This is a genomic window from Streptomyces sp. NPDC004752 (genome assembly GCF_053601275.1).
Map to the genome: position 1 here is coordinate 139,428 of NZ_JBSGBN010000001.1, position 25,743 is coordinate 165,170.

General features: G+C 70.7%; 15 protein-coding genes and 1 pseudogene. 5 read left to right on the forward strand and 11 right to left on the reverse strand.

What is annotated here, in order from left to right; translation table 11 throughout:
- Positions 1 to 7 precede the first annotated feature (7 nt).
- From ACWEKM_RS00620 to ACWEKM_RS00635, 4 genes are read left to right on the forward strand one after another with little or no spacing between them, the layout of a single operon-like run.
- A complete protein-coding gene (locus ACWEKM_RS00620; RefSeq protein WP_451618934.1) occupies positions 8 to 1,090 on the forward strand; it encodes an amidinotransferase in 1,083 nt (360 codons plus the stop codon).
- A 49-nt stretch (positions 1,091 to 1,139) separates the two neighbouring features.
- Complete coding sequence (locus ACWEKM_RS00625; protein ID WP_451618935.1) at positions 1,140 to 4,400, forward strand: amino acid adenylation domain-containing protein; 3,261 nt, start codon at positions 1,140 to 1,142, stop codon at positions 4,398 to 4,400.
- 2 nt (positions 4,401 to 4,402) lie between these two features.
- On the forward strand, positions 4,403 to 4,648 hold the full coding sequence (locus ACWEKM_RS00630) for an MbtH family protein (RefSeq protein ID WP_451619017.1): 246 nt from the start codon (positions 4,403 to 4,405) through the stop codon (positions 4,646 to 4,648).
- Positions 4,649 to 4,691: 43 nt separating this feature from the next.
- Positions 4,692 to 5,480, forward strand: coding sequence for a thioesterase II family protein (locus ACWEKM_RS00635; protein WP_451618936.1), 789 nt, complete (start codon positions 4,692 to 4,694; stop codon positions 5,478 to 5,480).
- Positions 5,481 to 5,596: 116 nt separating this feature from the next.
- Here the strand turns inward: ACWEKM_RS00635 and ACWEKM_RS00640 are convergent, their stop codons facing one another.
- From ACWEKM_RS00640 to ACWEKM_RS00660, 5 genes are all read right to left on the reverse strand, one after another.
- Positions 5,597 to 7,222: an amino acid adenylation domain-containing protein gene (locus tag ACWEKM_RS00640; RefSeq protein WP_451618937.1), complete on the reverse strand. Its 1,626-nt coding sequence runs from the start codon at positions 7,220 to 7,222 to the stop codon at positions 5,597 to 5,599.
- Between the two features lie 74 nt (positions 7,223 to 7,296).
- Entirely contained in the window at positions 7,297 to 13,125 is a 5,829-nt protein-coding gene (locus ACWEKM_RS00645; RefSeq protein WP_451618938.1) for an aminotransferase class III-fold pyridoxal phosphate-dependent enzyme, read from the reverse strand.
- The gene (locus ACWEKM_RS00650; RefSeq protein ID WP_451618939.1) at positions 13,122 to 14,789 is read right to left on the reverse strand and encodes a condensation domain-containing protein; all 1,668 of its coding nucleotides are present in this window, start codon (positions 14,787 to 14,789) and stop codon (positions 13,122 to 13,124) included. Before ACWEKM_RS00650 ends, ACWEKM_RS00645 begins: the two co-directional genes overlap by 4 nt.
- A complete protein-coding gene (locus ACWEKM_RS00655) occupies positions 14,786 to 16,567 on the reverse strand; it encodes a non-ribosomal peptide synthetase (protein ID WP_451618940.1) in 1,782 nt (593 codons plus the stop codon). Before ACWEKM_RS00655 ends, ACWEKM_RS00650 begins: the two co-directional genes overlap by 4 nt.
- 96 nt (positions 16,568 to 16,663) lie before the next feature.
- Positions 16,664 to 16,909 carry an acyl carrier protein gene (locus ACWEKM_RS00660; protein WP_451618941.1) on the reverse strand — a complete coding sequence of 82 codons (246 nt, stop codon included), beginning with the start codon at positions 16,907 to 16,909 and terminating at the stop codon, positions 16,664 to 16,666.
- A gap of 227 nt (positions 16,910 to 17,136) precedes the next feature.
- Between ACWEKM_RS00660 and ACWEKM_RS00665 the strand changes: the two genes are divergently transcribed.
- Positions 17,137 to 17,943: a TrmH family RNA methyltransferase gene (locus ACWEKM_RS00665; protein ID WP_451618942.1), complete on the forward strand. Its 807-nt coding sequence runs from the start codon at positions 17,137 to 17,139 to the stop codon at positions 17,941 to 17,943.
- 106 nt (positions 17,944 to 18,049) lie between these two features.
- Here ACWEKM_RS00665 and ACWEKM_RS00670 read toward each other — a convergent pair whose 3' ends face one another.
- The 6 genes and pseudogenes from ACWEKM_RS00670 to ACWEKM_RS00695 form a co-directional block, all read right to left on the reverse strand.
- Positions 18,050 to 19,861: an ABC transporter ATP-binding protein gene (locus ACWEKM_RS00670; protein ID WP_451618943.1), complete on the reverse strand. Its 1,812-nt coding sequence runs from the start codon at positions 19,859 to 19,861 to the stop codon at positions 18,050 to 18,052.
- Entirely contained in the window at positions 19,858 to 21,600 is a 1,743-nt protein-coding gene (locus ACWEKM_RS00675; RefSeq protein ID WP_451618944.1) for an ABC transporter transmembrane domain-containing protein, read from the reverse strand. Before ACWEKM_RS00675 ends, ACWEKM_RS00670 begins: the two co-directional genes overlap by 4 nt.
- Before the next feature lie 167 nt (positions 21,601 to 21,767).
- Positions 21,768 to 23,519, reverse strand: a complete 1,752-nt coding sequence (locus ACWEKM_RS00680) for an amino acid adenylation domain-containing protein (protein WP_451618945.1) — start codon at positions 23,517 to 23,519, stop codon at positions 21,768 to 21,770.
- Between the two features lie 19 nt (positions 23,520 to 23,538).
- Positions 23,539 to 23,877, reverse strand: a complete 339-nt coding sequence (locus ACWEKM_RS00685; RefSeq protein WP_451618946.1) for a hypothetical protein — start codon at positions 23,875 to 23,877, stop codon at positions 23,539 to 23,541.
- A gap of 304 nt (positions 23,878 to 24,181) precedes the next feature.
- Positions 24,182 to 24,304, reverse strand: a pseudogene (locus ACWEKM_RS00690) (hypothetical protein); the annotation flags it as partial.
- A gap of 318 nt (positions 24,305 to 24,622) precedes the next feature.
- Positions 24,623 to 25,648: a TauD/TfdA family dioxygenase gene (locus ACWEKM_RS00695; protein ID WP_451618947.1), complete on the reverse strand. Its 1,026-nt coding sequence runs from the start codon at positions 25,646 to 25,648 to the stop codon at positions 24,623 to 24,625.
- Positions 25,649 to 25,743: the final 95 nt, after the last annotated feature.

The window sequence follows — 25,743 nt, forward strand, 5'->3', positions numbered from 1 at the left end:
ACGCGAAGTGAGTGAGTCAGAGGCCCCGGCCGAGTGCCCCGTCAGCGCCTACAACGAGTGGGATCCGCTGGAGGAAGTGATCGTCGGCGCCGTCGACGGTGCTCACTTCCCTCCGTGGCATGTCGCGGTCGGCGCGCCGCTCTCCCCGGAGCAGCGGGCCGTGTTCCAGGAACGCGCCGGGCAGCCGTTCCCCGCGGACCGCGTCGCGGCCGCGCGCGACGAACTCGACCAGCTGGTCGACATCCTGGCCGGCGAAGGAGTCAAGGTCCGCCGGCCCGAGCCACGGGACCACGGCCGGTCCTACGGCGCGCCGGGCTGGTCGAGCACGGGCCTGTACGACGCGATGCCCCGGGACCTGCTGCTGGTCGTCGGCGACGACATCATCGAGGCGCCGATGGCCTGGCGTTCGCGCCACCACGCGGCGTCGGCCTACCGGCCGCTCCTCAAGGAGTACTTCCAGCAGGGAGCCCGCTGGAACTCTCCGCCCAAGCCCGAACTCCCCAACGAGCTGTACGTCGACGGCTGGACCGACCAGCCGGAAGGCGAGCCGTTCCGCTCGGTGATCACCGAGTTCGAGCCCACCTTCGACGCGGCCGACTTCATCCGGTGCGGCCGCGACATCTTCGCCCAACGCAGCCATGTCACCAACGCGATGGGCATCGAGTGGCTGCGCCGGCACCTGGGCGAGGCGTACCGGGTTCATGAGCTGACACTGGCCGACGACCACCCCATGCACATCGACGCCAGCCTCATGCCGCTGGCCCCGGGCAAGCTGCTGATCCACCCGGACCGGGTGCCCCAGGCGCCGGAGATCTTCAAGGACTGGGAAGTGCGCACGGCGCCGCAGCCGGTGATTCCCGACGGGCACCCGCTGTACATGACCAGCAAGTGGATCAATATGAACGTGCTCATGATCGACGAGGAGAGGATGGTCGTGGAGGCGGAGGACGAGCCGATGCGCCGCCTCGCCGAGAGCTGGGGGATGGCCGCGATCCCGTGCCCCTTCCGGAATTTCAACAGCTTCGGCGGCTCCTTCCACTGTGCGACGGTCGATGTGCGACGGCGCGGCGGGCTCCGCTCCTATTTCTGAACGCGCGCATGGCCAGACCCGTACCGTCGGATCCGTAGGTAGGAGTTTCATGCCCGGTCCCTGCGTTCACCACCTGTTCGAGGCGCAAGCTGCGCTGGCGCCCCATGCCGTCGCGGTCGTCTGGGACGGCGGCACCCTCACCTACCGCGAACTCGACGAACGGGCCAACCGATTCGCCCATCTGCTGGCCGACGCCGGTATCCGGCCCGAGCGTCTGGTAGGCGTCGTCATGGAGCCGTCGCCGCACCTGTTGGTCACGATGCTGGCGGTGTGGAAGGCCGGCGGGGTGTACCTGCCCGTGGATCCGTCACTCCCCGGTGGCGTCGCGGAGGCGATGCTCACCGACGCCGGTGCCGCCCTGCTCGTCCGCGACGGATCGGTCGCCCTGACGCCCTCCGGCGTCCAGGTGGTCGACGTGGACCGGGTCGACCCGTCGAGCCGGCCGAAGACCGCTTTGAGGACCGCCGTCGACCCGGCCAACCTCGCCTACTGCGTCTTCACCTCCGGCTCCACCGGCAAGCCCAAGCCCGTCGCCGTCGCGCACGCCAGCCTCGCCAACCATGCCGTGTCCCTCCGGGACGAGCTCAAACTGGTGCCGAGCGACCGGTTCCTGCAGTTCACGGCGATCGCCTTCGACTCCGCGCTGGAGGAGATCATCCCCGCGTGGGTCGCCGGGGCCGCTGTCGTCATGCCCGATCGACGCCACTTCACCAGCCTGGAGTTCAGCGCGCTCGTCAACCGCCTCGGGGTGACGGTGGTGAGTCTGCCCAGCGCCTACTGGCACCAGTGGGTGAACGATCTGACCGCCGAACTGGTCGCCCTGCCCGCCGCCCTGCGCGTCGTGTTCATCGGCGGCGACAAGATTCTCGTCGACAAGCTCGCCGCCTGGTCGCGGATACCCGGAGCGGAGTCCATCGACTGGGTCTGCGACTACGGGCCGACCGAAGCCACCATCAGTGTGGCGCTGCACCGTGCGGACCACGCCGACCTGTCCGGCCCCGACCGGTCCGACTACGCGCTGGTGCCCCTCGGCCATCCGTTCGCGAAGGCCGTGGTCCACATCCTGGACGGCGATCTGCGGCCGGTGCCGAGCGGTACCCCGGGTGACATCTGGCTCGCCGGGCCGCCGCTCGCCCGCGGTTACCACGGCGCCCCGTCCGCCACCGCCGACCGCTTCCTTCCCGATCCCCAGGGGCCGCCCGGCGCGCGCATGTACCGCACCGGCGACCGCGGCAGCCGGCGGAGCGACGGGACCCTCCTTTTCCTCGGACGTTCCGACCGCCAGGTCAAGGTCCGCGGGCAACGCGTCGAGCCCGGCCAGGTGGAGAGCGCCCTGCACCGCTGCGCCGGGGTCCGGGACACGGTGGTCGTCAGCGTCGACGATCCGCCGTTCGGATCGCGTCTCGTCGCCTACGTGGAGGCCGAGGAGGGGGTGTCCGAGACGGCGATCCGCGCCGACGTCGCCGCTCGGCTGTCCGCGGCCATGGTGCCCCAGACCATCCTGCTGCTGGATCGCATCCCGCGTTCGCCGCTGAACGGCAAAGTGACCCGCTCGGCCCTTCCGCCGGTCGCACCCACGCGAGCCGGCCACACCGAGCACACCGGCCGAACCGACCGCACCGACCGCACCGACCGCACCGACCGCACCGGCAAGGCGGGCATGACGACGCTGGAGCGCGTCGTCGCCACCCTCGTCGGCGATGTGCTCGACGGCCCGCCCCCGTCCCGTGACGAGGACTTCTTCGCGGCCGGCGGCGACTCCCTGCGGGGTCTGCAACTGCTCAGCCGGGTCGCCGAAGTGACCGGCGTGGCACTGTCGTTCGCGCAGCTGCGGACGGCTCCGCAAGTGGCCGGGATCGCGGCCCTGGTGGCGGAGGCACACGGCCGCGGCGCGTCGGAGGGGGCGGTCCTACCGGCGCACGACCACGGCGAGAGGCGTCTCGCCTCGCGCGGGCAGCAGGCCCTGTGGTTCCTGGACCGGGTGCACCGGGGGGCGCCGACGTACGCGGTACCGGTCGGCTATCGGATCAGGGGTCCGCTCGACCTCGACCGCCTGGACACGGCACTGACCGGGATCGTCGCCCGTCACGAGGCGCTGCGTACCGTTTTCGAGGAGCACAGCGGCAAGGTCTGGCAGCGGATCCGGCCGGCCGGCCCGGTACGGACGGAGGTTACGGCCGTCGCCGATGCCGACGAGGCGGCCCGCCGGGCCGAGGCGGAGGCCGGGCACCCGTTCGATCTGGGCACCGGCCCGCTGCTGCGCTCGGCCGTCTACCGGGTCGGCGCCGAGGAGCACCTGTGGCTGCTCACTGTGCACCACGCGGTGTTCGACGCCTGGTCCCTGGCCGTGTTCTGGCGTGAGTTCGCCATCCTCTACACCGGTCGTTCGCTGCCCGAGCCGACCACCCAGTACGCCGACTACTGCGCCTGGCAGGAACGCTGGCTGCGCGGGGCGGAGGCGGACGGGCAGCGGGCCTACTGGCGCGCACGGCTCGCCGGCGACCTGCCGACCACCGGACCGGGGTCCCCGCGCGGACCGAGGTCCCCACGCGGATCGGGGGGACGGCTCGGCACCGAGGGGTTCGCCGTCCGGATGCCGCCCGACGCCGTCGATCCGGCCGCCGTCGAGCGCGTCGCCCGCGCCTGCACGACCACCGCCCCCGCCGTGCTGCTCGCGGCCCTCTTCGCGACGCTGCGCCGCACGGGCGGCGTCGACCAAGCAGTGGTCGGGGTGCCGGTGGCCTGCCGGAACCGGCCGGGCACCGAGGATCTGATCGGCTATCTGGTCAACACGGTCCCGCTGCGGATGCGCTTCACCACGGGCATGAGCTTCCGCGAGCTGATCGCGGACACCGACGAGGCGCTGGCACAGGCCCTGACCCACCAGGAACTGCCGCTGGCCGACCTGGTGGCATCCCTGCCGCGGCGCGACGGGGGGCAGCACTCGCTGTTCCACGCGATCTTCTCGTTGCAGTCCACTCCGCTGGACGACGGCGGCGACATCGAAGGGCTCGACATCGCCGAGCAGTTCATCCACCAGGGCACCGCGAAGGCCGCGCTGACCTGGTCCGTACGGCAGGACGCCGCCGGGCTGGTCGGCGAGGTCGAGTATGCCGCCGACCGGTTCGACCCGGACTCGGCGCGCATCTGGCAGCACACTCTGTTGACCCTGCTCACCGGCGGCCTGGCCGACCCCGGCGCGCGGATCGACGAGCTGCCGATGCCGGCCGGCGAAGAGGCCGCTGAGCCCGGGTCAGCGGACGACGTCCCCGAAGGCTCGTCCACGAAGCAGAAAACAGGAGGCTCGTGAGCATGCTGGTCGATGGATCCTTAGACGAAGGCAAAGGCGAAGGCGAGGCGGATCTCCTCTACGACGTGGTGATCAACCACGAGGAGCAGTACTCGATCTGGCCGGTGGGCCGGCCCGTACCGGCGGGATGGACGACCGTGGGTGTCCGGGGCTCGAAGTCAGAGGCGCTGGACCACATCGAGAAGGCGTGGACGGATATCACGCCCTTGAGCGTCCGCCGGGCCCTGGCCCGGCCCCCGAGCCAGTAGCGGCCTTCCGCCCGGGTGTCCTGATGTACGACGGAGGGGCTGAATGAACGACCGGGGCGGTCTCGGGGACCCCATGGTCCTCAGAGGCTTCCGCAAGGTCGCGAGCGGGACGGACGAATCGGTTCCGCCGAGCCGGACGGTGTACTGCGTACCGGCGGCCGGCACGGGGGCGCGGAGCTTCCTGGTGCCCTTCGCACGCTCGTCGCTGCGCGCGAACCTGCGGGTGGTGCAGTTGCCGGGGCGTGAGGACCGGCTCGACGAACCCTGCCTGGACGACATTGTGGAGATGGCCGCGCTCATCGCGGAGGCCATCGCCGAGGAGGGGGTCGACAACTACGCCCTGTACGGGCACAGCTTCGGCGCCCTGGTGGCGCTGGAAACGGCGCGCAGGCTGGACCGGATGCACGCGCCGGCCCCGGCGCTGCTGGCGGTCGCGGCCTGCGCCGCTCCACACCTGCCGCAGGCCGTACGTTTCGACGAGATGGCGCCCAGGGAGATCGCCGAGGCGCTCCGCAACCTCGGCGGCCTGAACTTCAGCGGTCCGCTCGGCGACAGGGTGGCGGCTGTCGTCCTGCCCCCGCTGAGCGCGGACTGCCGCGCCAGTACCCGGTACCTCGACTCCTTCGGGGCGGGAAAGGTCGCCTCCCCGATCCTGGCCCAGGCCGGTGCGCTGGACCCGGCGGTCCCGAGGGAGAGGGTCGCGGCCTGGCGCGACTACACGGATTCCGGTTTCGCGGTCAGGTCGTACGCCGGCGGACACTTCTTCCCGCTGGAGTCGGACCTCCCGCTGCGGGCGATCATCGAGTGGGAGCCCTCCCGGCAGACCCGATGAGCAGCGCCGCCGACCTGCTGTGGTCGGCGCCGTGGATGCGCTGAACATTGGGGTGGCCGCGGCGATCGTGTGCTACGAGGCGCGTCGGCGCTCCCGGTCGGGTGGAGCGTCCCTCGTCATCCGGTGGACGTGGATCCCCACGTGGAGCTTGCCCGTCCCGCCCTCCGGTGGGAGAGCAGCCCCGCCACGGCGGCCCGGTCGAGCTTTCCCGAGGGCGTCAGGGGCAGCCGTTCGACCGTCAGATACGTCCGGGGCACCATGTAGGCGGGGAGCGAAGCCGTCAGCAGCTCCTTGACCGACCGGGTGAGTGCGTCGCCATCGGAAGCGGCGTCCACCGCCACCAGGCAGGCGGCGAGCGCCGGCCCCAGAGCGGTGTCCACCACGCAGACGGCGGCGTCGCGTACGCCGGGGTGTGAGCCGAGGACGGTCTCGATCTCGCGCAGCTCGATCCGGAAGCCGCGGAGCTTGACCTGGTCGTCGTCGCGGCCCAGGTACCCGAACTCGCCGTCGGGCAGCCGCTGTACCAGGTCTCCCGTGCGATAGCAGCGGACCGCCGCGGAGCCCGGTCCCACCGGCAACTCGGCGAACCGCTCTTTGGTGAGGTCGTCACGGTGGAGATAGCCCGCGGACACGCTCGCACCGGACAGCCACAGTTCTCCTGCCGCGCCGTCCGTCACCGGCGTCCGCTCGGGGGTGAGAACGTGGGCGCCGACGTGCGGGAGCGGACGCCCGATGGGCGAGGCGGCGGGGCCCGACCGAAGCGTCTCGGCGTCGAGCACCTTGAACGTGGAGTGCACCGTGTTCTCGGTGATCCCGTACATGTTGACCATCTGCGGGCCGCGCGGTCCGGCCCCGGCGACGAAATCCCTGACGGCGTCGAGGTTCACGCTCTCGCCGCCGAACACGACGTAGCGCAGGGGGAGTTCGGGACGACCGCTTTCGGCGTGCGCCTGGGCGGTGTAGCGGAAGACCGACGGCACCTGGTTCAGGACGGTGATCCGCTGCTCCCGCAGGAAGTCGATGAGATCGGCGGAGAGCATGGCGGTCTGCCGCGGGACGACGACCGCGGTCGCGCCGGTCGCCAGCGCGCCCCAGAGCTCCCAGACCGAGAAGTCGAAGCACAGGGAGTGGAAGATCGCCCACCGGTCGTCGGCCGTGAAGGCGAACAGCGGCAGGGCTCCGTCCAGCAGCGCGAGCACGTTGCCGTGCGTGATCACACACCCCTTGGGCCTGCCGGTCGAGCCGCTGGTGTAGATGACGTAGGCCGGGCTGTCCGCGGGCGTCGCCGACGCCGGCCCACGCCCGGCGGTGGACACGGGATCGGCATTGGGCACGGGATCGGCGGTGGGCACGGGATCGGTGGTCGGCGTCGCCGGGTCGATGAGGCGATGGTCCGAGAGTCCGAGGCGCTCGGCGGTGGAGCGCGCTCCGACGATGCGGGAGAGCCGGGCGTCCTCGGCGATGAACCGGGTCCGTTCCGGCGGATAGTCGGGGTCCAGGGGTACGTAGGCGGCGCCGCGCTTGAGGATCGCGAGCAGCCAGACGACCGTCTCCGCGTCCCGTTCGACCAGCAGTCCGGTCAGGTCGCCCGAGCGCACACCGGCCGCGGCGAGACGGTCGGCGGCCAGATCGGCGGCCCGGTCCAGGTCGGCGTAGCTCAGCCGTACGCCGTCCGCGAGCAGGGCGGTCGCGTCGGGGGTCGCGGACACCCGGGAGCGCAGGAGTTGGACAAGAGATTCCATGACCCACCTGTCGTGTTCGAAAGCGGGGCGCTGTCCCCGACGGCGATGCAACGGACCGGGCCGACCGGCCCCGCTCACGGCCGGCGCAGTTCCCCGAGCGTCGCGGCGGGAGCGGAGAGGACCTGTCCGACCCGGTCCGCCAGCTGGGACTTCAGCGGTGCGAGGTCGCTGGCCTCGGAGATCTCGGTGATCATCTCGACCTTGTCGCCGTATTCCTCGATGGTCACGATCGCGGGCCACGGCGTGGTCTCGCGCGGCAGCACCATCGGCGCGGCGGTGGTGCCGAACAGCGGTCCGGAGCCCTGAACCTCGTAGTTGAACGCGATGAGGCCGCTCGGCAGTCGGCGGTACCGCTTGTGCTGGAGTACGCGGTACAGGCCGGAGGTGGTCTCCGAGCCGTCCAGGAGCTGCGCCTGGACGGCTTTGGCCACGTCGATCAGGGTGCTGTCGTCGGGGAGGTCGACGATCAGCGGCAGCAGGTCCACGCAGAAACCCATGAGCGGCTTGCCGGTGTGCCGGGGCTGTCCGGTCCTGTGGGCCATCATGAGGGTCCGGCTGTCGGCGGTGAGCAGCGACGACGCCACCGCCAGCGTCGCCAGGGCCGCGGTGTGCTTCGTGCATCCGCCGGACCGGGCCACCTCGTGCAGGCCCGCGAGACTCTCCGGAGGAAGGGGCTCCACGCAGGTGACGGGTTTCCAGGGCCCCGCGCCCGTGACCGGCCGGGCCGATTCCCAGACCGAGTCGAGCCGGTCCCGCCACAGCGCGTCGTGTGCCTCGAACCGTGCGTCCTCGTCCTTGCGCTTCCACCGCGCGTACTCCAGGAAGCCGGCCGGTTCGGGCAGGGCGTCGCCCGCCTCACCGCCCAGGTAGCAGGCGGACAGCTCCGACCACAGGACCTCGAACGACCAGCCGTCGACGACCGCGTGCGGCGCGGTGGCCTGCAAGAACGCGGCATCGTCCGTCTGGACCAGGTGGAACCGGAACAGCGAGGGCACCGACATGTCCGCCGGTCTGAGGGCGAACCGGCTGAGCAGCGCCTCCACATCGCCCGCCGACGCGTCGCTCAGGGTGCTGACGGTCAGCCTCGGCACGGCGTGTGCGACGCAGGTCTGGGATTCCCCGTCCTCGTCCAGTCCGGTCCTCATCACCTCATGCCGCTCCGCGACCCGCTCGACAGCGCGCCGCAGCCGCTCCGCGTCCAGGGTGCCCTCGATACGAAGCGCCTCGGACATCTGATACGACTGACCGAGTTCACCGCCCAGCTCGGCGGCCAGCCACAGCAGTTTCTGACCGTCGGTCAACGGGGCCTCGCCGACGACGGCCGGCGGCGACGGCCGGAGCACGGGAGCCGGTACGCGTGGCGCGCGGGCCTTCTCCCACAGGCCCCGCGAGGCGACTTCCGCCGCTGTGTCGGCCACGGCCTCCACGATCCGCGTACAGTCCGCCTCGGTGTGCGCGGCGCTGAGGAAGCAGCTGCGCCCCTCCCACACGTAGATGCCACGGTTGAGGAGGCCGAGGAAGAACATGTCCTCGGCCAGCGGGGAGCCGTCGACGTCGATGCGGAAGAGCGAGGAGAAGTGCTCGACTTCCAGGGGGTGTCCGTTGGCCGACGCGTGGGCGTTGATCCTCCTGGCCACGTCGGCGGTGCGGTCCGCCAGCGTGTTCTGCAGCCGGGGCGATTCCTTCTTGAGATGCCGGATCATCTGTTGCGTCACCGCCATGGTCAGCGGGTGTTTGCTGAACGTTCCGGCGAACACCATGCTCGGCCGTTGCGGGAACCCGATGTCGCCCTCCCGCCAGCGCCCGCCGTCGATGGGCGCCATGAACTCCGCGTCGCCCGCGATGACCCCGATGGGCATCCCTCCGGCAATCACCTTGCCGTAGGTCACCAGGTCGGGACGGATGCCGAAGTACGCGGCCGCGCCGCCGGGGTGGCACCGGAAGCCGGTGATGATCTCGTCGAAGATGAGGGCGGCGCCGTGTGCGCCGGTGAGCGCGCGCAGACGGTGCAGCAGTTCGACGGGCTGATGCCCCGGACGTCGGCTCTGGACGGGCTCGACCAGCACCGCGGCCAGTCGGTCGCCGTAGGACTCCAGGACGGGGATCGCGGAGTCGTCGTACGGCAGGACGATGACGTCCTGCACCATCGAGGCCGGCGTGCCCCGGCCGAGGGGTGTCGTCTCGCCCCGCTCACCGCCCGCCCGGGGCGCGACCAGCACGCCGTCGAACGTGCCGTGGTACGAGCCGGCGAACTGCGCGACGAGCGTCCTTCCGGTCTTCGCGCGGGCGGCGCGCACGGCGCCCATCACCGCCTCGGTCCCCGAAGAGGTGAAGGCGACCCGGTCGACGCCGGTCATCGACGCGATGCCGCGGGCGACGTCGCCTGCCGTGCACGACTGCGGACCGATCAGCAGGTCGGAGGGGTCGAAGCCGCGCAGGGCCGCGCTGAGCGGCTCCGCGGCGTGGCCCAGCATGACCACGCCGAAGCCCATACAGAGGTCGAGGAACTCCCGGCCGTCGACGTCGGTGAAGCGGGCGCCCGCACCACGGACCCCGACCACCGGGTAGCTCGCCTCACGGCGTCCTTTGCGGGAGGAGATCAGGTTCCGCTGGTCCGCCAGTGCGAACCGGTCCTCCTCGGTGATGCGTTTCGACAGCGTGGTCCGCCGGGCCCACTCGACCTCCGCCTGGAACAGCTCCGTGCCGTCGGCGGGTTCCTCGGGTGTCCGAGGAGGCGACGGGGCGGGTTCGGGGATTCGGAGCGGCTCCGTTGCCGCGGCGGCGACGGGCACCGAGGGAGCGCTGGGCGCCGGGGCGCCGACGGGCACCGTGTGGCCGACGGGCGCCGAGTGGTCGCTGGGCGGAACAACGCCTTTGAGGTGCTCGCTCACGCCGGCACACGAATCCAGGTCGAAGAACAGCAGGCGCACGTCGATGTCGGTCCGGAACTCGGCCGACAGGGCGTCCGCGAGCTGGATGAGCAGGAACGAGTCGTAGCCCAGCTCGATGAAGGAGGCGCCCGCATCCACCTCGTGCGGCGCGCACCCCACCAGCTGCGCGACGATCTGCCGGACCCCGGCCTCGATCCTCGCCCCGTCGGCGGGCGGCTGGGTCGGGGCCGGAGGCTGGGTCGGCACCGGAGACTGCGCCGGCACCGGATCCGCCGTCGTCGTACTCGGCCGGCCGGAACCGGGAGTCGGCTGTGCTTCCGTCCGCAGGGGCGGCTGCTCGTGGTGAGCACTGCGGTCGAACGCATAGGTGGGGGCGTGGACGAGCATGGCGGGGGTGTTCGTGCCACTCCCCCGGCCGGTCTCGTCGGTCGCCACCGCGACCTGGTCCTGGTCGGCCGACCATGCGGACGCCAGCAGCCGGGCCCGGGAGAACGCGTCGTAGCCCGCCTGTTTGCCGGTGGTCATGGCCACCGCGTCCGTGCCGAACACCTCCCTGACGAACGGTGTCACACCGGCCTCGGAGTCCAGGACATGGGCGAGGTCCGTACCGTCCGCGCGGAGCCCGTTCACGGCGTCGCCGAACCGGACCGTCCGGACCAGGTGGCTCGCCCAGAACGCGGGGTCACAGGCCGTCTCCTCGTCCAGCCAGTCGCCCGCCGTCGGTGACATCAGCCGGATGCTCGGCGGTCGCAGACCGACCTGGGACCAGGTCGCCGTGTACTTGGGGACGGCGTCCTCAAGGACCGCGCTGTGGTACGGATGCGCGACGGGGACCCGGACGCCGGCGATGCCGTCGCCGCGCAGCCGGGCGGCGAGCGCGTCGACGGCGTCCTGCGCACCGCTGATCATGCAGTCCCTGCCGCCGGGCACGATCGCCGGCGACATATCGGCGCCGAGGTACGGGGTGATGGACGCCGCCGAGAGCCGGACGCGGATCATCCCGCCCGCCGGGGCGTCCTTCAGGATCCGGGCCCGGTCCGTCAGGATCGCGGCGGCCTCGGTCAGGTCGAACACGCCGGCGACCACGCCGGCGGCGACCTCGCCCAGGCTGAAGCCGCACAGGGAGCGGGGCCGCAAGCCGTCGGCGAGCAGCGACCTGGCGATCGTCACGGACTGCACGAGCACCGCGAGTTCGGTGAGCCGTGGTTCGGGCGCGGTGTCGGCGGTCCCCGTGAGGAGCTCTCGTACCAGCGGGCGGTCCTCGGCCGACAGGCACTGAAGCGCCTCGGAGAGCAGGTCCGCGAAACCGTCGATCCCGGCTTCGGCCGCCGTCAGATCTCCCGCCGGCCTCCCCTGGCCGGGAAAGACGAAGGTGCTGGTGTGGTTCCGCTTCGCGCGTCGGCTGCCGGTTCGCCACGTGGCGACGTCGCCGTTGCACCTGGCGACGACGATCGCCTCCCGGTGCGGAAGGACGCGCCGGCCCGTCCTCATCGTGTGGGCGAGGCTCCGCAGACGCTGCGGATGCTCCGCGGCGAACTCCGCCACGCGGTCGGCGGTGTCCTCGACGCTGCGCCGGGAGGCGGCGGTCACCGGCAGGATGCAGACCTGCTCGCCCGGTTCGTCGGCCGGCTCGGCGACCGGCGCCTGCTCCAGCACGACGTGCGCATTGGTTCCGCCGATCCCCATCGAACTCACCCCGGCCCGCCGCGGCCTCCCGTCGTCCTCCCACACGCTGCCGCGGTCGGGCACGAAGAGCCTGTCACCGGCCGGTTTGATCCGCGGATTGAGTTCCACGAAGTTCGCGACCGGAGGAATCCGGCCCTGGGAGACGACGAGTGCGGCCTTGATGAGGCCGACGATGCCGGCGGCGGCGCCGAGATGACCGAGGTTCGCCTTGGTCGCGCCGATCGCGCACCGCACACCGTCCGCGCCCAGGGCACGTTCGATGGCCGCCCATTCGACGACGTCCCCGATCGCGGTGGCGGTGCCGTGCGCCTCCAGGTAGCCGATGTCGCGCTTGTCGACTCCAGCGGCGGCCAGCGCCGCGCCGATGACCAGGCTCTGCTGGTTCACGCTCGGCGCCGTGAAGCCGACCTTCCGGTTGCCGTCGTTGTTGATCGCGCTTCCGCGGATCACGGCGTGGACGGCGTCACCGTCGGCGAGCGCCCGGTCCAGCCGCTTGATCACCACCGCGCCCGCGCCGCTCGCGGTGATGGTGCCGTCGGCGGCACTGTCGAACGGCCGGCAGTAGCCGTCGGGGGACCAGACGCTTCCCTCCTGGTGGTAGTAGCCCGCCCGGTGCGGGAGTTCGATGTTCACACCTCCGGCGACGGCCATGTCGGACTCGTCGCAGAGCACGCTCCGGCTCGCGAGATGCAGGGCGACGAGGGAGCTGGAGCACGCGCTCTGGACGGTCAGGCACGGCCCCCGCAGGTCGAGCGGGTAGGCGATCCGCGTGGCCAGGAAGTCGTTGTCGAGGAGCGCCACCCAGTTGATCGCTTCCGACAGTTTGAGGGGCCTGGCGGCGTCCCCGTACCGGGCGTCCCCGGTGCGCTGGACGACCGAGACCGGCGAGGCGCCCCCGCCTGCGGCGAACAACCCGATGTTCTTGGGATACCGCAGGGGGTCGCAGCCGGCGTCCTCCAGCGCTTCGAGCACGACTTCCATCATGACGCGGTGGTTGAGGTTGAGCCCGTCGGCTTCGCCGGCGCTGAGACCGAACGCGGCGCTGTCGAACGCGTCGTATCCGTCCAGCGGTGCGGCGACGGGCACATAGCGGTTGCGGACCGCCGGGTCCAGACGGATACCCTCACGTCGGCGGTCCTGCTCGCCGACTTCGACCATGCCCGTCGCCCCGGCCTCGGCGTCGGCCCACAGTGCGCGGTAGTCGGCCGCACCCGGAACCCTGCACGCCATGCCCACGATGGCCAACGGCTCCTGCATCTGCTGCTCCTCACTGCGCGCGTCGTCGTGTCGCCGCACCCGCCATCCGCTGTCGGGGATCGCCGTCATGCCGCTCCGGCATCCAGCCGGGAGGCGAAATCGCGCAACCGCGGGTGGTCGAAGAGCAGGCGCAGGGAGGCGGTGCGCGAGATCCGCTGGCGCACCGTTGCGACGGCCTCGGTCGCCAGCAGCGAGTGACCGCCCAGTCGGAAGAAGTCGTCGTGCGGCGAAGCGACGGGTACGCCGATCACCTCGCTCCAGATGGCGGCGACCGCTTCCTCGACCGCGGTGAGCCGGGCGTCCGCGGCTCGGTCCGGCTCCGCGGCGAAGGACACGGCACCGGGGGCAGGTGCGTCGCCGCACGGCGGCGGGGCGACTCGGGCCAGTATTCCGGTCAGGCCGAGTGAGTCCATCGGCACACCGGGCCGGTGCAGCAGGGCCGCCAGGATCTCCTGGTACGCGGCGCTGTAGCCCTGTACGACCTCGTGCGAGTACGTGCGCAGCGCGTACTCCCAGTCGAGGGCGATTCCGGACGGGCTGATGTCGCAGTCCACGACCAGGTCGAAGGGCCCCTGCACGGTGCGCGCCACGACCTCCGACAGGCGCCCCTCGCCGAGTTTCAGGCCACCGATGGCCCCTGCGGAGAACAGCGTCCGTACGAATTCGGCGCCGGGTTGCAGTCCGGCGTCGTGCAGGTCGGCGACCACCCTGCTGAACGGCAGGTCCTGGTGGTCGATGGCGTCCATGAGGTCCAGGGACACCTCTTCGAGCGTGGCGGCGAAGGTCTGGGACAGGTCGATCCGCGAGCGGACGACGATCATGTTCGCGAGCATCCCCACGGTGCGTGCGAAGTGGGGCGTGCGGCCGCTGGTGGCCATGCCGAGCGCTCCGTCGCCGTTCCCGGTGACGGCCGCGAGCATGACGTTCATCGCGCACAGCAGGATGGAGAACGGTGTCGCACCGGCATGGCGCGCGTGCTCCGAGAGCGCCTCGGTCAGCCCGTCGTCGAGGGTGCGGGACACCATGTGGGTGTCCAGCGCCCCCGGGGCCCGGGTGGCGGCGCGGTCGGCTCCGGGCAGCGCGCTGCCGGTGACTCCCGCGAGCCGTTCCCGCCAGTAGGCCGCCTCGTCGCTGAGAGTGCCGTCGGCGAGTGCGGCCAGTTGTCCTCTCACGAACGTGCTGTAGCCGGGTGGAACCGGCCCTGGTTCGGGCGGAGTTCCCCGTCGCGCGGAGCGGTAGAGCTGACCGAACTCGTCCAGGACGACGGTCATCGAGATGCCGTCGCACACGATGTGGTGAGCGACCAGGACCAGCGTGGTACGGCTTTCGGACACCTGGATGACGGTGAGTCTGATCGCCGGCTCGGCCGACAGGTCGAACGGCTGGTTCGACGCGGTGTCGAGGGCCGTTCGCAGCCGTTCGGCTCGCCCGGCCTCCGACAGCTCGCGCAGGTCCACCACGTCGGCCGAGACGGGGTCCGGATCCGGGTCGATGACCTGGACGACGCCGGAGTCCGTTTCGTGGAACGTCGTACGCAGGGCCTCGTGGCGGCGGATGACCTCGTTGAACGCGAACTCCGCCGCCTTGAGGTCGAAGTCGCCGTCGTAGTGGAAGATCTCCGGCATGCTGTAGGCGGGGCTCGTCGGATTCAGCCGCCAGAAGAGCCAGATGCCCTCCTGGAGCGGGCCGATCGGGAGCGTGTCCGGTATCGGGTCCGCGCTGTCGGTCGTCAACTCGCGTCTCCGATCAGCCGGCGCACTTCCCGCATGGTGCCCGCCCGGAAGAAGTCACGCAGTTTCACGCGGACCCCGAACTCCTCGCGCATGCGGGCGAGGACGTCGAGCGCGTCGAGGGAGCCGCCGCCGAGCGCGAAGAAGTTGTCGTCGAGCGCGCAGGGGGCTGCCAGCTTCTCGCGCACGATGAGGATCAGGCGCCGTTCGATGTCGTCGACAGTGGCGTCGTCGTCAGTGACGTCGTCCTGCTGCGCTTCGGCCTCGGCCACACGCATGTACTCCTCCAACGCGGCGATGTCGGCCTTGCCGTGATCCGTGACCGGCAGCTGCTCCACCTGCCGCATCAGGGCCGGGACCAGATACTCGGGCAACTCGGCCGCCAGGTGGGCCCGGATGCTGTCGGCGGTATCCCGTTCCTCTGCCGCGCCGCCGGCCACGTAGCAGGCGAGCAGGCGAGGGTGGGCGCCCCTTCGCTGGACGAAGGCGACCGACTGGGCGACGGCCCGGTGCCGGTTGAGGACCGAGGAGACCTCGCCCAGCTCGATGCGCCGACCGCCGATCTTCACCTGGCCGTCGAGCCGTCCGAGGAAGCTGTATCCCTTCTGCGGAAGCCTGCGCGCGAGGTCACCGCTGCGGAACATGCGTGAGCCGGGCGGCCCGGCCGGGTCCGGGACGAATCGCTCGGCGGTCAGGCGGGGATTGCCCAGGTATCCGCGGGCGACGCCCGCCCCGCCGAGGTACAGCTGTCCGGGCTCGCCCTCGACCGTCCGCGCCAGACTCTCGTCCCGGTACAGGTAGGCGCCGACTCCGGGTATGGCCTCACCGATCGGCGGTTCGGCGAAGTCGTCGCCGGTCAGGACGGCTCCTGTCGCCGCGATCGCCGTCTCCGTGGGGCCGTACTGCACCACGACGGCGCACCCGTGGGAGGTCAGCTCTCGCACCACGCCGTTGGGCACCGCCTCACCGCCGATGAAGGCGAGCCGGAGACCGGAGTCGCGCGGCCGGTAGCCCGCGCCGAGCAGACCGGAGTACCAGGTGGACACTCCGCTGAGGACGGTGACTCCGTTGTCGCCGATGCAGTCGATCTGCTCGTGCCACGACCCGTCCATGAGGTCCGGAGCGACGACGAGCGTGGCCCCTGCGGTGAGCAGGAGGACCGGCCTGAGCGAGGCGTCGAAGCCCAGGTTCGCGGACAGCAGCACGGTCATCGGCCCGTCGGCGTTCAGGCCCGGCTGCCGCACCAGTGCGTGCAGGTAGTTGCCGTAGTTGTCCAGCGCGCCGAAGTCGACGCCGACCGCGTTGGGTGTACCCGTCGATCCGGAGGTGTAGAGGACGTAGGCGAGGTTACGCGCGCCCGAACCGGGGGCCTGGGAGTGCGTCGGCCCGCTCGTCAGCCGCTTGAACCGCAGCCCCGCGCCGTCCGGCATGACGACCTCGGCGTCGCCCGCGTCCGCCACCTGGAGGAGGTGGGTGGCCGACGCGGCGAGGACGAGATCGCGCCGGCGCTCGGGCCATCTCGTGTCGATGGGCAGATAGGCCGCTCCGGACATCCAGATGCCGAGGATGGCGATGATCGCGTTGCCGCCGCGCGGCAGGAGGGTGGCTACCACGTCTTCAGGTCCGACCCGGTGCGCGTGGCGCAGTCGGTCGCCGATGTCCGTGGCAGCCGCGACCAACTCGCCGTAGGCGATCGTCCGGCCGTCGGCGCGTAACGCGGGCCGGTCCGGTTCGCGCCGGGCGAGGTCGCGGATCCGTTCGAGTACCTGCACTCTGCCCATGAGCCGTCCATCCTCCTCAAGCCGGGCGGACCGCGACCTCGTCGGCAAGGCCGGGAATACGTGCGGAAATGCTCAGGCGCGGAAGTCGGCCTGGCGTCAGCCGTCACCCTCGACGAGCGCTTCTCTGCTGATCCAATGAGCCGTGAACTCCGCCACCGTCGGATATTCCATCAACGTGAGGACATCCGTATCGATGCCCAGTTGCTCGTTGAGCCGACTGGCGAGTTCCATCAGTTGTAGTGAATGACCGCCGAGGTCGAAGAAATTGGTATCGACGTCCGCTTCCGGGATTCCGATCACATCGGCCCATATCTGAGCGATGTCCTGCACGTGCACCGGCATGGTGGAAACCTTCCGCGTGTCTCGGCAGTTCGCTGAGTCCGCGTAATCGTACACAGGCGTTTCTGCGCGGCACAAGACCCATTGAGACAACCGCAGTTGGACGATAGCGAGCGGAGTGCACCCGCCGCAAGGGTGCGACCTCAAGTGCGGGAGAATCTTGTCCTGACACGCCCGTTACCCCGGTATCGTGGGGCGACACTTTCACCGGGAGAAATGCGGACGGTGGCATGGAACTTCAGCAGATCGGGCTTCAGCATCCGGCGGCGCACCTCGTTCGGGACATCCAGCACAACCGAACCGGAATCCCTCGCCGCGTTTTCGTCGTGGAAGGTTTATTCGAGAACAACATCGTCCTCGAAGCCGGCGTCCAGGTGGACACCTTCCTCTGGTGTCCCGCGGCGGTTTACTCGGACGAGGCGAAGAAGCGTGCGGCCCAGCTCGCGGAGCGCGCTCGGCACGCCTATCAGATATCCGAGAAGACCTTGGCGCGACTGAGCGAGCGGCCGGGCTCGAACGGGCTGGTCTCGATCGCCCGGTTACCGGACTGGGATCCCGCGACCTTCCCGTTCGGTGACGACGCCCTGGTGCTGGTCGCGGACGCGCTGGAGATCCCCGGAAACCTGGGCACACTGCTGCGCACCCTGGACGCCTGCGATGCGGACTGTCTGGTGATGACGAACCGGCGCACGCGCATGACGCACCCGAAGGTCCTTCGCAGCAGCCAGGGAATGAGCGTCAAAGTGCCGTCCCTCGGGTTCGACGAGGTCGGCGACGCCATAACGTGGCTCGAACGGAATCGGTTCCGCATCTATATCGCGGATACCGATGACAGCACCAACTACCGGAAGCTGGACTACCGCGACCGGACGGCCCTGGTGGTCGGCAGTGAGCGCTTCGGTGTGTCGCAGCCGTGGTACGACGCCGGATTCCAGCGGGTGGGCATACCGATGCTGGGCTCGGCGGACTCGCTGAACGTGTCGGTGTCCGCGTCGGTCCTGCTGTACGAGGCCCGGGCGCACAAGAACGGCTGGTAGATCCCCGTACCGGGCAGCAGCCCGCGGACCGAGCCGTCGGGGCGGACGGCGGAGGTTCCCGCTCCGCTCCACCCCGCCCGGCCCGTCCCGGCCCACGAGCGGCGGCTCACACCCAGCTGGACCAGAGCCGGGCGTAGGCGCCGTTCTGGTCGATCAGTTCCTGGTGGGAGCCGACCTCGACGATGCGTCCGCCTTCCACGACGGCGATCCGATCCGCGTCCCGGGCCGTGTGCAGCCGGTGTGCGATCGAGATCACGGTCCGTCCCTCCAGTACGGCCGCGAACGACCGCTCCAGCTCGCGGGCGGAACCCGGATCCATCTGGGAGGTCGCCTCGTCGAGGATCAGCACGCTCGGATCCGCCAGCAGCAGCCGGGCCAGCGCGAGCTGCTGGGTCTGCGCATCGGTCAGTTCCTCCCCACCGACGCCCACCGTGGTGTCCAGCTTCTCGGGGAGAGCATCGGCCCATGCGTGCGCGCCGACCGTCTCCAGGGCTCTCCAGAGTGCCGCGTCGTCGCCCTCGGCCGGTGCGTCCTCTTTGACGTCGGAGGCGGCCAGTTCGAGGTTCTGCCGAAGCGTGCCGCCGAAGACGTACTGGTCCTGGCTCACCAGCACGACGTGCTTGCGCAGTTCGTGGTGGGGCAGCTCGTGGAGGGGGATGCCCGCCAGCCTTATGTCGCCCTCGCGCGGTGGGTGGGTCCCGGACAGCATCCGGGCGAGCGTCGACTTGCCGCTCCCCGTCGGCCCGACGACGGCGAGCCGCTCACCGGGGCGCACCTCCAGGTCGACGCCGTGCAGGACGTCCGGCCCGCCGTCGTACGCGAACCGGACCTCGCGAGCGCAGAGGTCCGGGGAGGCGATGACGTCGCGCTCGACGGGCTCGACGGGCTTGTACCCGGGCCGGTCGTCCTTGCGCTCGGACTGGTCGCCCGTCTGCTCGGACTGGTTCGCGACACCGAGCAGGCGGGCCAGTGACGCGCTGCCCTGCTGGAGCGTTCCCACCCAGTCGAGCAGCGTTTCCAGCGGAAACATCAGCTGAAGGATGTACAGGGTCGCCGCGGTCACCTGGCCCAGATCGACCCAGCCCCGGGTGTAGGCGTATCCGCCCAGGAGGAGGGCGACGGCCAGTGGCAGGGTGAAGAGGAACTCCTCGGTGGAGTAGAGGACCGTCCGCAGACGCAGGGTGTTCCCCATCGCCTCGTACCCGGTCTGTGTGTCGCGCTCCACGCGGCGGACCCGGTGCTCCTCCAGGCCGTACGCCTCGACGGTGGCCGCGCCCTGGATGGTCGCGTCCAGGCCCTCGGTGATGCCGGAGGAGGCCGCGGCCTCACGCAGAAAGGCGTCGCGCGCCCGGGCCAGGTACCACCGGTTCACCATCACGAGAGGCGGCAGGACGATCAGGAGGGCGAGCGACAGCAACGGTGACACCAGGACGAGGGCGACGAAGCTGAGGACGATCCACACCAGTGCCTCGGTGACCTGGGGTACCGCCAGTTGCAGGGCGCGCCGCAGCGTGTCCACGTCCTGTGAGGCACGCGTCACCAGGTCGCCGTCGTCGGACCCTTCGACGACGGCCAGCGGAAGCTCCAGCACGTCGTCCACGAACTTCTCGCGGATCTCGCTCTGCACCGTCGCGGCAAGCCGGCCCGACGCCCGGAAGGCGACCCGGGTCAGGAATGCCTGGACCAGGATGAATCCGCCCAGCGCGGCCGCGATGACCGTCACATGGCCTGCGGTCGTGCCGTCCCGCACGTCCTCTACGAGGGCGCCGAGCAGTCGGGGGCCGACCAGGCCGCTGGCCACGGCGACGCCGTACAGGGCCAGCACCTGAGCCAATTCCTTCTTGTGTCCGCGCGCCGTCTGCCGAAGAAAGCGGCGTACGAACTTCACATCGGCGACCGGGAGTGTACGAACCGTCATTTCCTCACCCGTGAAACGTCGTCACGCGCCACCAGCATCCGGTATGTCGAGTGACTTTCCAGCAATTCCTCGTGAGTTCCTGCGGCGACCACCCGCCCGTCCGTCACGTACGCGACCCGGTGCGCGCGTTGCAGCAAGAGCGGACTGAGGGTGAGCACGACGGTGCTCCGTCCCTCGGCAAGGGTCTTGTGGAACCGGTCGAGATTCTCCGCCACGCGGTGCTCGGTGTACGCGTCGACCGCGTTGGTCGGCTCCACGAGCACGGTGAACTCGGCATCCGCCAGCAGCGCCCGGGCGAGCCGCAGGCGTTGCAGCTGACCGCCCGAGAAGGTCCGGCCGCGGCCTGACATCCGGGTGTCGACGCCGGCGGGCAGAGCGTCGATGATGTCCGTCGCACATGCAATCCGCAGTGCGGTGGTGATGTCCGCCGTGTCGACCGGGCCGGCCGGTGCGATCTCCTCTCGGATCGTGCCCGCGAAGAACCGGTCGCTGTTCAGACCCAGCAGGACCCGTGACCGCACCTCCGCGACCGGCAGCGCCGCCAGCGACTCGCCGCCGAGTGTCGGATCGCCGGAGTCCTCGAAGCGCGTCAGGCGTCGGGCCAGGGCATCGGCGTCGGCGGGGTCGGCACAGGCGACCGCCATGAACGTCGACGGGGGAACGGACAGCCCCGACGCGCTGTCGGCCAGGTGAACCTTGCCCCGGGTCGGCGGCACGGCGGCGGCGTCCGCGGGTGTGTCCCCGGTCCGCGGTTCGACGTTCAGCAGCTTGGTCACCCGGCGGGCGGCCACCAACGCCCGGGTCACCTGGCTCATGCCTTCCATGAAGTCGGTGAGCGGCATGGCGAGGAAGGTCGCGAACCCGTAGAACGCGATGACCTGGCCGATCGTCAGCCGCTGATCGAGCGCGAGGAGGGCCGCCACGTATGTGACGATCACGGTGACCAGACCCGGTACGAGGACCCGCGTCACCTCGAAGTCCGCTTCGGCGCGCGCCACAGCGACGTCCGCGACCCGCAACCGTGCCGAATCGGAGCGGAAGCGCGCCGCGAACTGGCGCTCGCCGCCCACCCCTCGGAGCACCCTCAGCCCCGACGCGATGTCGACGGCGCGTCCCGCCAGTCGCCCCTGCTGCGACCGGTAGTCGTCCTGGTGGCGGTGCAGTGGGCGCAGCAGCAGGCTGCTGAGTCCGCTGAGGACGGGGACGATCACAAGGACGAGAAGTCCCAGCGGGACCGAGACCGTGAGCATGGCCACGGTGACGGCCGTGACGGCCGCGACGGCCCCCAGGATCCGGCCGGCGTAGAGCAGGCCGACTCCGATCGTGGCGCCGTCCGACGTGCTGGTCGCGATCAGGTCGTCGGCGTCCTGTCGTCGCGAGAGCGAAGCCCCGAGCCGCGTGACGTGTCGCGTCACCGCGCGGATCGTCAAGGACGCCGACACCGTGCGCGTGATGATCGAATGCCGGTAGAACGCGATACCGGTGGCCGCCCTGATGATGCCGAGCAGTAGGACGGCCACCGACCAGCGGACCACCGCGCCGCTGTCGTCACGCGCGATGCCCTGGTCGATCGCGCGGCCGATCGCGAACGGGATCAGGGCCTGGCTGGTCATCCATACGGCGGAAGTGAACGCACCCCAGAGCGTGGCCGCCTTTTGTTTGCCGACGAGCGCGAGAATGAATCCGGCCGCCGTTCGATGGTCAAGTTCTCCTGGGCCGACCGCGGGAATCCGTTGCATGATCGAGAGTTCGATCCCTTCGATAGCCGAAACGTCGAATCCATGAGAAGCCGTCGGACGGCACCGGTCAGCGTAACGACGAACCGTCCGGCGCTGCAACGAAGTTGAAGTCGCTCACCGGTGTTGGCCGCTTTTCGATTTTGTGGCCGAGTGGCCTGATCACGCCGCTAGTCACATGGTTTCTGGTCACGTGGCTTCGACGTTCGTAGAATTTCGGTCACCGCGGCGGCGAGGTCGGACAGCACCGGGTTCCGCTCGATCATCGCGACATACACCTCGATGCCATGGGCCTGTGCCAGTCCGGTCGCGATCTCCTGAGCGGTGTGCGGATTCCCGCCGAGCGCATAGAAGTTGCCGTCAGGCGCGGCCGTCGCGCCCAAATGCTGCTCCCACAGCTTCGACAGCGTCTCGAACACCGCTTCGTCCCAGACCCGGGTTTCCTCCGGGGCCCGCAGGGCGCTGTGGTCCGTCTTCCCGCTGCTGGTCATCGGGATCTCCGGTACCCGGTAGATCCGGGTGGGCACCATGTAGGCCGGGATTCGGCCGGACAGTCGGCGCCGCAGTTCCACGACGTCGCAGTGCGGATCGGCGACGAACGCCGCGAGGTACGGGCCCACCAGACGGTGTGCGTCCATCCGGACCACGACGCGGCCGTGGCCGACCAGGTCGACGAGCGCGGCCTCCACCTCGTCCAGTTCGACCCGGTTGCCGCGGACCTTCACCTGGCGGTCGAGCCGCCCGGCGTGCACCAGCAGGCCGTCGGCCCTGCGCCGTACCACGTCACCGGTGGCGTAGCGCGATCCGCCGTCCAGGAAACGCTCCGCGGTCAGGTCCGGCCGGCCCAGGTAGCCGAGAGCGACACCGGGTCCGCCGATCAGGAGTTCGCCGACGTCTTCGGTGGTGTCCTTTTCGGTGGTGTCCTTGAGCGGCCGGATCTCCGGTATCGCGCCGTTGACCGGGGCCCCGATCGGCAGGTCCGGATCCGGGTCGTCGGGGGCCAGCGGAAGGCAGCGGTGCGCGGTCGTGTAGATAGTGGCTTCGGTGGGGCCGTACAGGTTCCACAGCTGCTCGACGTGCGCAACCTGGGCCACCAGCGACCGCCGCAGGCGCTCCCCGGCGAGCAGCAGGACGGTAGGGGCCGGCAGCTCCAGCCCGGCCTGGAGGAGATGCTCCAGGACGGTCGGTGTCGTCTGGAGGAAGGTGCGCCGGCCAGGCGTGTCCAACAGCGCTCCCAGCCGGTTCGCCAGGATCTGCAGCTCGGCGACGACGACCAGTTCCCCGCCCACCGACCACGGGGCGAAGATCTCGAACACCGAGACGTCGAAGGCGAAGGAGGACAGGGCTACGAACACGGAGTCCGGGCCCATCCCGATCAGCGACGCCACCGACTCGACCAGCCCGGCCGCGGCGGCGGACCGGATCTCGACGCCCTTGGGCGTGCCGGTCGATCCGGAGGTGTAGATGACGTAGGCGGCGCCCGGGTGTGGGCGGGGGCGAGGGGAGGACGGCGGGGCGCTCGGGGCCCGCAGCAGCTCGGGCGTCGTCAGGTCCAGGCGCGGCACGTCCTCGGGCGTGTCGTTCACGGTGTCCACGGCCACCACCATCCGCGCCTGTGCGCCCCGCAGCACCGCCGCCCGCCGCACGGCCGGCCAGCCCGGGTCGACCGGCACGTAGGTGGCCCCGCTCCACAGCACGCCCAGGATCGCCGCCGGGCCGCCGGCCCGGCGCGCCGCCATGACGCCGACCCGGTCGCCGGGCGCCACTTCGGCGGCGAGCCGGCCGGCCAGCTGCGCCGCCGCCGCGGCGGTCTCGGCGTAGGTCCACGAGCCGCCGCCGTCCCGGATCGCCACGCGGTCGGGTGTCTCGTGCGCGGACTTCAGGAACAGGGCCGCGAGCCGGTCGGGCTCATCATGGGTCACTGCGGACTCTCCTTCCGCCTCATCCGGCTGCTCGCCGGGTGAGGAACGTGTCCAGGCGGTCCAGGGCGAGCGGGAGCGAGGTGCGGCCGAGGCCGATGCGGAATCGGTTGTCGTCGGTGTCGAAGACGCTGTCGGGCAGCAGCAGGACGCTCTCCTCGCGGGCGAGGTCGCTCACGAACTCCTCGGCCGGAACGGGCAGCGTCAGCCGTGGGAAGGCGACCGTGCCGGCGCGCGGGGGCTGCCAGGCGAAGGCGTCGGGGCGCTGCCGGAAGAACGCATCGACGTGCGCGAGGGAGGTGCTCTGGGGTCGGGGCGGTGTCCCCGGCCGCGAGGTAGTACGCGACCGCCTGCCGGCCAAAGGCCGTCCCGTGGATGACGACCACTGCGTGGTCGACTCCCGGGTGGCTGGTCAACACGGCCTCGATTTCGCCGAGTTCGACGCGGAAGCCGCGGAGTTCGACCTGCCGGTCGACTCGGCCGACGAACTCGAGGACGTCACCGGAGCACCGGCGCACCAGGTCCCCCGTGCGATACATCCGGGCCCCGGCTTCGCCGAAGGGATCGGGTACGAAGCACGACGCCGTCAGGGAGGGCCGGTTCGCGTACCCGTGCGCCAGTCCGGGACCGGCGATGAACAGTTCCCCCACCTCTCCTCGCGGGGTCGGCCGCAACGCCGCGTCGAGGACGTACAGTTCGGTCCCCGGCAGGGCCGTTCCCAGGTGTGGGCCGCCGCCGGTGACGCCCCCGGCGGTCGAGTCCACGGTGCATTCCGTGGGCCCGTACAGATTTACCGCCTCCGGGCCGCCTCCGGGCCGCCGCCGCTGCCAGCTCGCGCCAGACGTGCCCCGGCACCGGTTCGCCGCCGATGAGGAGTCTGAGGCGGCGACCGTGGGACAGGGGGGCCAGCAGACGGCCGCGGAGCAGCTCCCCGTGCGAGGGGGTCACATCCAGGACCGTCACCAGGTTCTCCTCAAGGACGGTGGCGTGTTCGCGCACGGCCCGCTGGAAGCGGCTCGGCGGATCGGCCGACGCGCCGGTCGCAGCGCCCGTGGAGCGGCAACGTTCCACTTGTGGGGTGGGACGCACGGTCCGGTTCCTCTCGTCTACGCCGAGGTCGCGGCGGGTCGGATGCTCGGCCGACAGGCGTCGATCTCCACGGGGTTGCCCATCGCCACGACGATCTTCCGCTCTCCTCGGAACGGGTCACGTCCGTGAGCGGCCAGGATGTTGTCGACGAGCAGCAGATCGCCCGCCTCCCATCGCTCCCGTACGGTGGCGGCCTCGTAGGCGGCTCGGACGGCCTGAACGTCCTCCCTCGCCGGCGGTTCGCCGTCCCCGAAGGCCGAGTTGAAAGGCAGCCCGTCCGGTCCGAACTCGTCAAGCAGGGTTTCCCGGAGTTCGTCGTCCAGCGACCATTCGTTCCAGAAGGCCAGGTGGTTGAACCAGACCTCGGCCCCCGTGGACGGGTGCCGGATGACGCCGGGGCGCAGCTGGCTGGTGCGGAGGTTTCCGTCCTGCTGCCATTCATAGGCGATGAGGTTGTCGTCGCAGTACCGCTCCACGTCCTTCGCGGTCTCGGCCGAGAACGCGGTGCGCCAGTCGGTCGATATCAGGTCGGAGTACGACCGCTTCAGCTGCCAGCCGACGGACCGCATCCTGTCCGCGAGATGCGGCGGCAGACTGCTGAGGACCTTTCGGCAGTCGGCGACGGGTGTCGCCCCGCCGACCGCCGGAGCGAGGAGACAACCGAAGAGCAACAGCCCCGGAAAGCGAAGGGTGTAGCTGTTCTCGTTGTGCATGGCGATGGATTGCGACGGTGGAAGGTCGGTGGACGAGAACACCCCGTCCCCGTAGTCGCTGCGTGGTGTCGCCTTCTCCCGATACGGAGTACTGCTGGGAATGAGCACGTCGCGCACCCGGGCGAAATCGTCCACGCCGCGCACGGGAAGACCGCGAATGTACAGGGCGCCGTGTTCGTGAAGTGCGTCGATGATGTCAGGGTGAAGCGCGGTCAGCCGGCGGCAGGCCCCGTCGATGTCCCGCACACCGTCGATTCGTGTCGTGGCCGGCTTCCCCGGGGCCAGTCGCCAGGCGAGCGGTCCTGTGTGTCCGTCTGTAGGTGCACTCATTGCTCCTCCTCCACGCGCGCGCAACTGAGGCTGTCAGGTTCACGTCGCCATGGGCGGGGCGACGGCCTGCCACGATCTGAACGGCTGTCCGAACG

Excerpts from the sequence above, each read along its gene's own strand:
- ACWEKM_RS00665 (WP_451618942.1), top strand. The coding sequence starts at position 17,137 with ATGGAACTTCAGCAGATCGGGCTTCAGCATCCGGCGGCGCACCTCGTT.
- ACWEKM_RS00675 (WP_451618944.1), bottom strand. The coding sequence starts at position 21,600 with ATGCAACGGATTCCCGCGGTCGGCCCAGGAGAACTTGACCATCGAACG.
- ACWEKM_RS00670 (WP_451618943.1), bottom strand. The coding sequence starts at position 19,861 with ATGACGGTTCGTACACTCCCGGTCGCCGATGTGAAGTTCGTACGCCGC.
- ACWEKM_RS00625 (WP_451618935.1), top strand. The coding sequence starts at position 1,140 with ATGCCCGGTCCCTGCGTTCACCACCTGTTCGAGGCGCAAGCTGCGCTG.
- ACWEKM_RS00635 (WP_451618936.1), top strand. The coding sequence starts at position 4,692 with ATGAACGACCGGGGCGGTCTCGGGGACCCCATGGTCCTCAGAGGCTTC.
- ACWEKM_RS00655 (WP_451618940.1), bottom strand. The coding sequence starts at position 16,567 with ATGGGCAGAGTGCAGGTACTCGAACGGATCCGCGACCTCGCCCGGCGC.
- ACWEKM_RS00645 (WP_451618938.1), bottom strand. The coding sequence starts at position 13,125 with ATGACGGCGATCCCCGACAGCGGATGGCGGGTGCGGCGACACGACGAC.
- ACWEKM_RS00695 (WP_451618947.1), bottom strand. The coding sequence starts at position 25,648 with ATGAGTGCACCTACAGACGGACACACAGGACCGCTCGCCTGGCGACTG.
- ACWEKM_RS00660 (WP_451618941.1), bottom strand. The coding sequence starts at position 16,909 with ATGCCGGTGCACGTGCAGGACATCGCTCAGATATGGGCCGATGTGATC.
- ACWEKM_RS00640 (WP_451618937.1), bottom strand. The coding sequence starts at position 7,222 with ATGGAATCTCTTGTCCAACTCCTGCGCTCCCGGGTGTCCGCGACCCCC.
- ACWEKM_RS00630 (WP_451619017.1), top strand. The coding sequence starts at position 4,403 with ATGCTGGTCGATGGATCCTTAGACGAAGGCAAAGGCGAAGGCGAGGCG.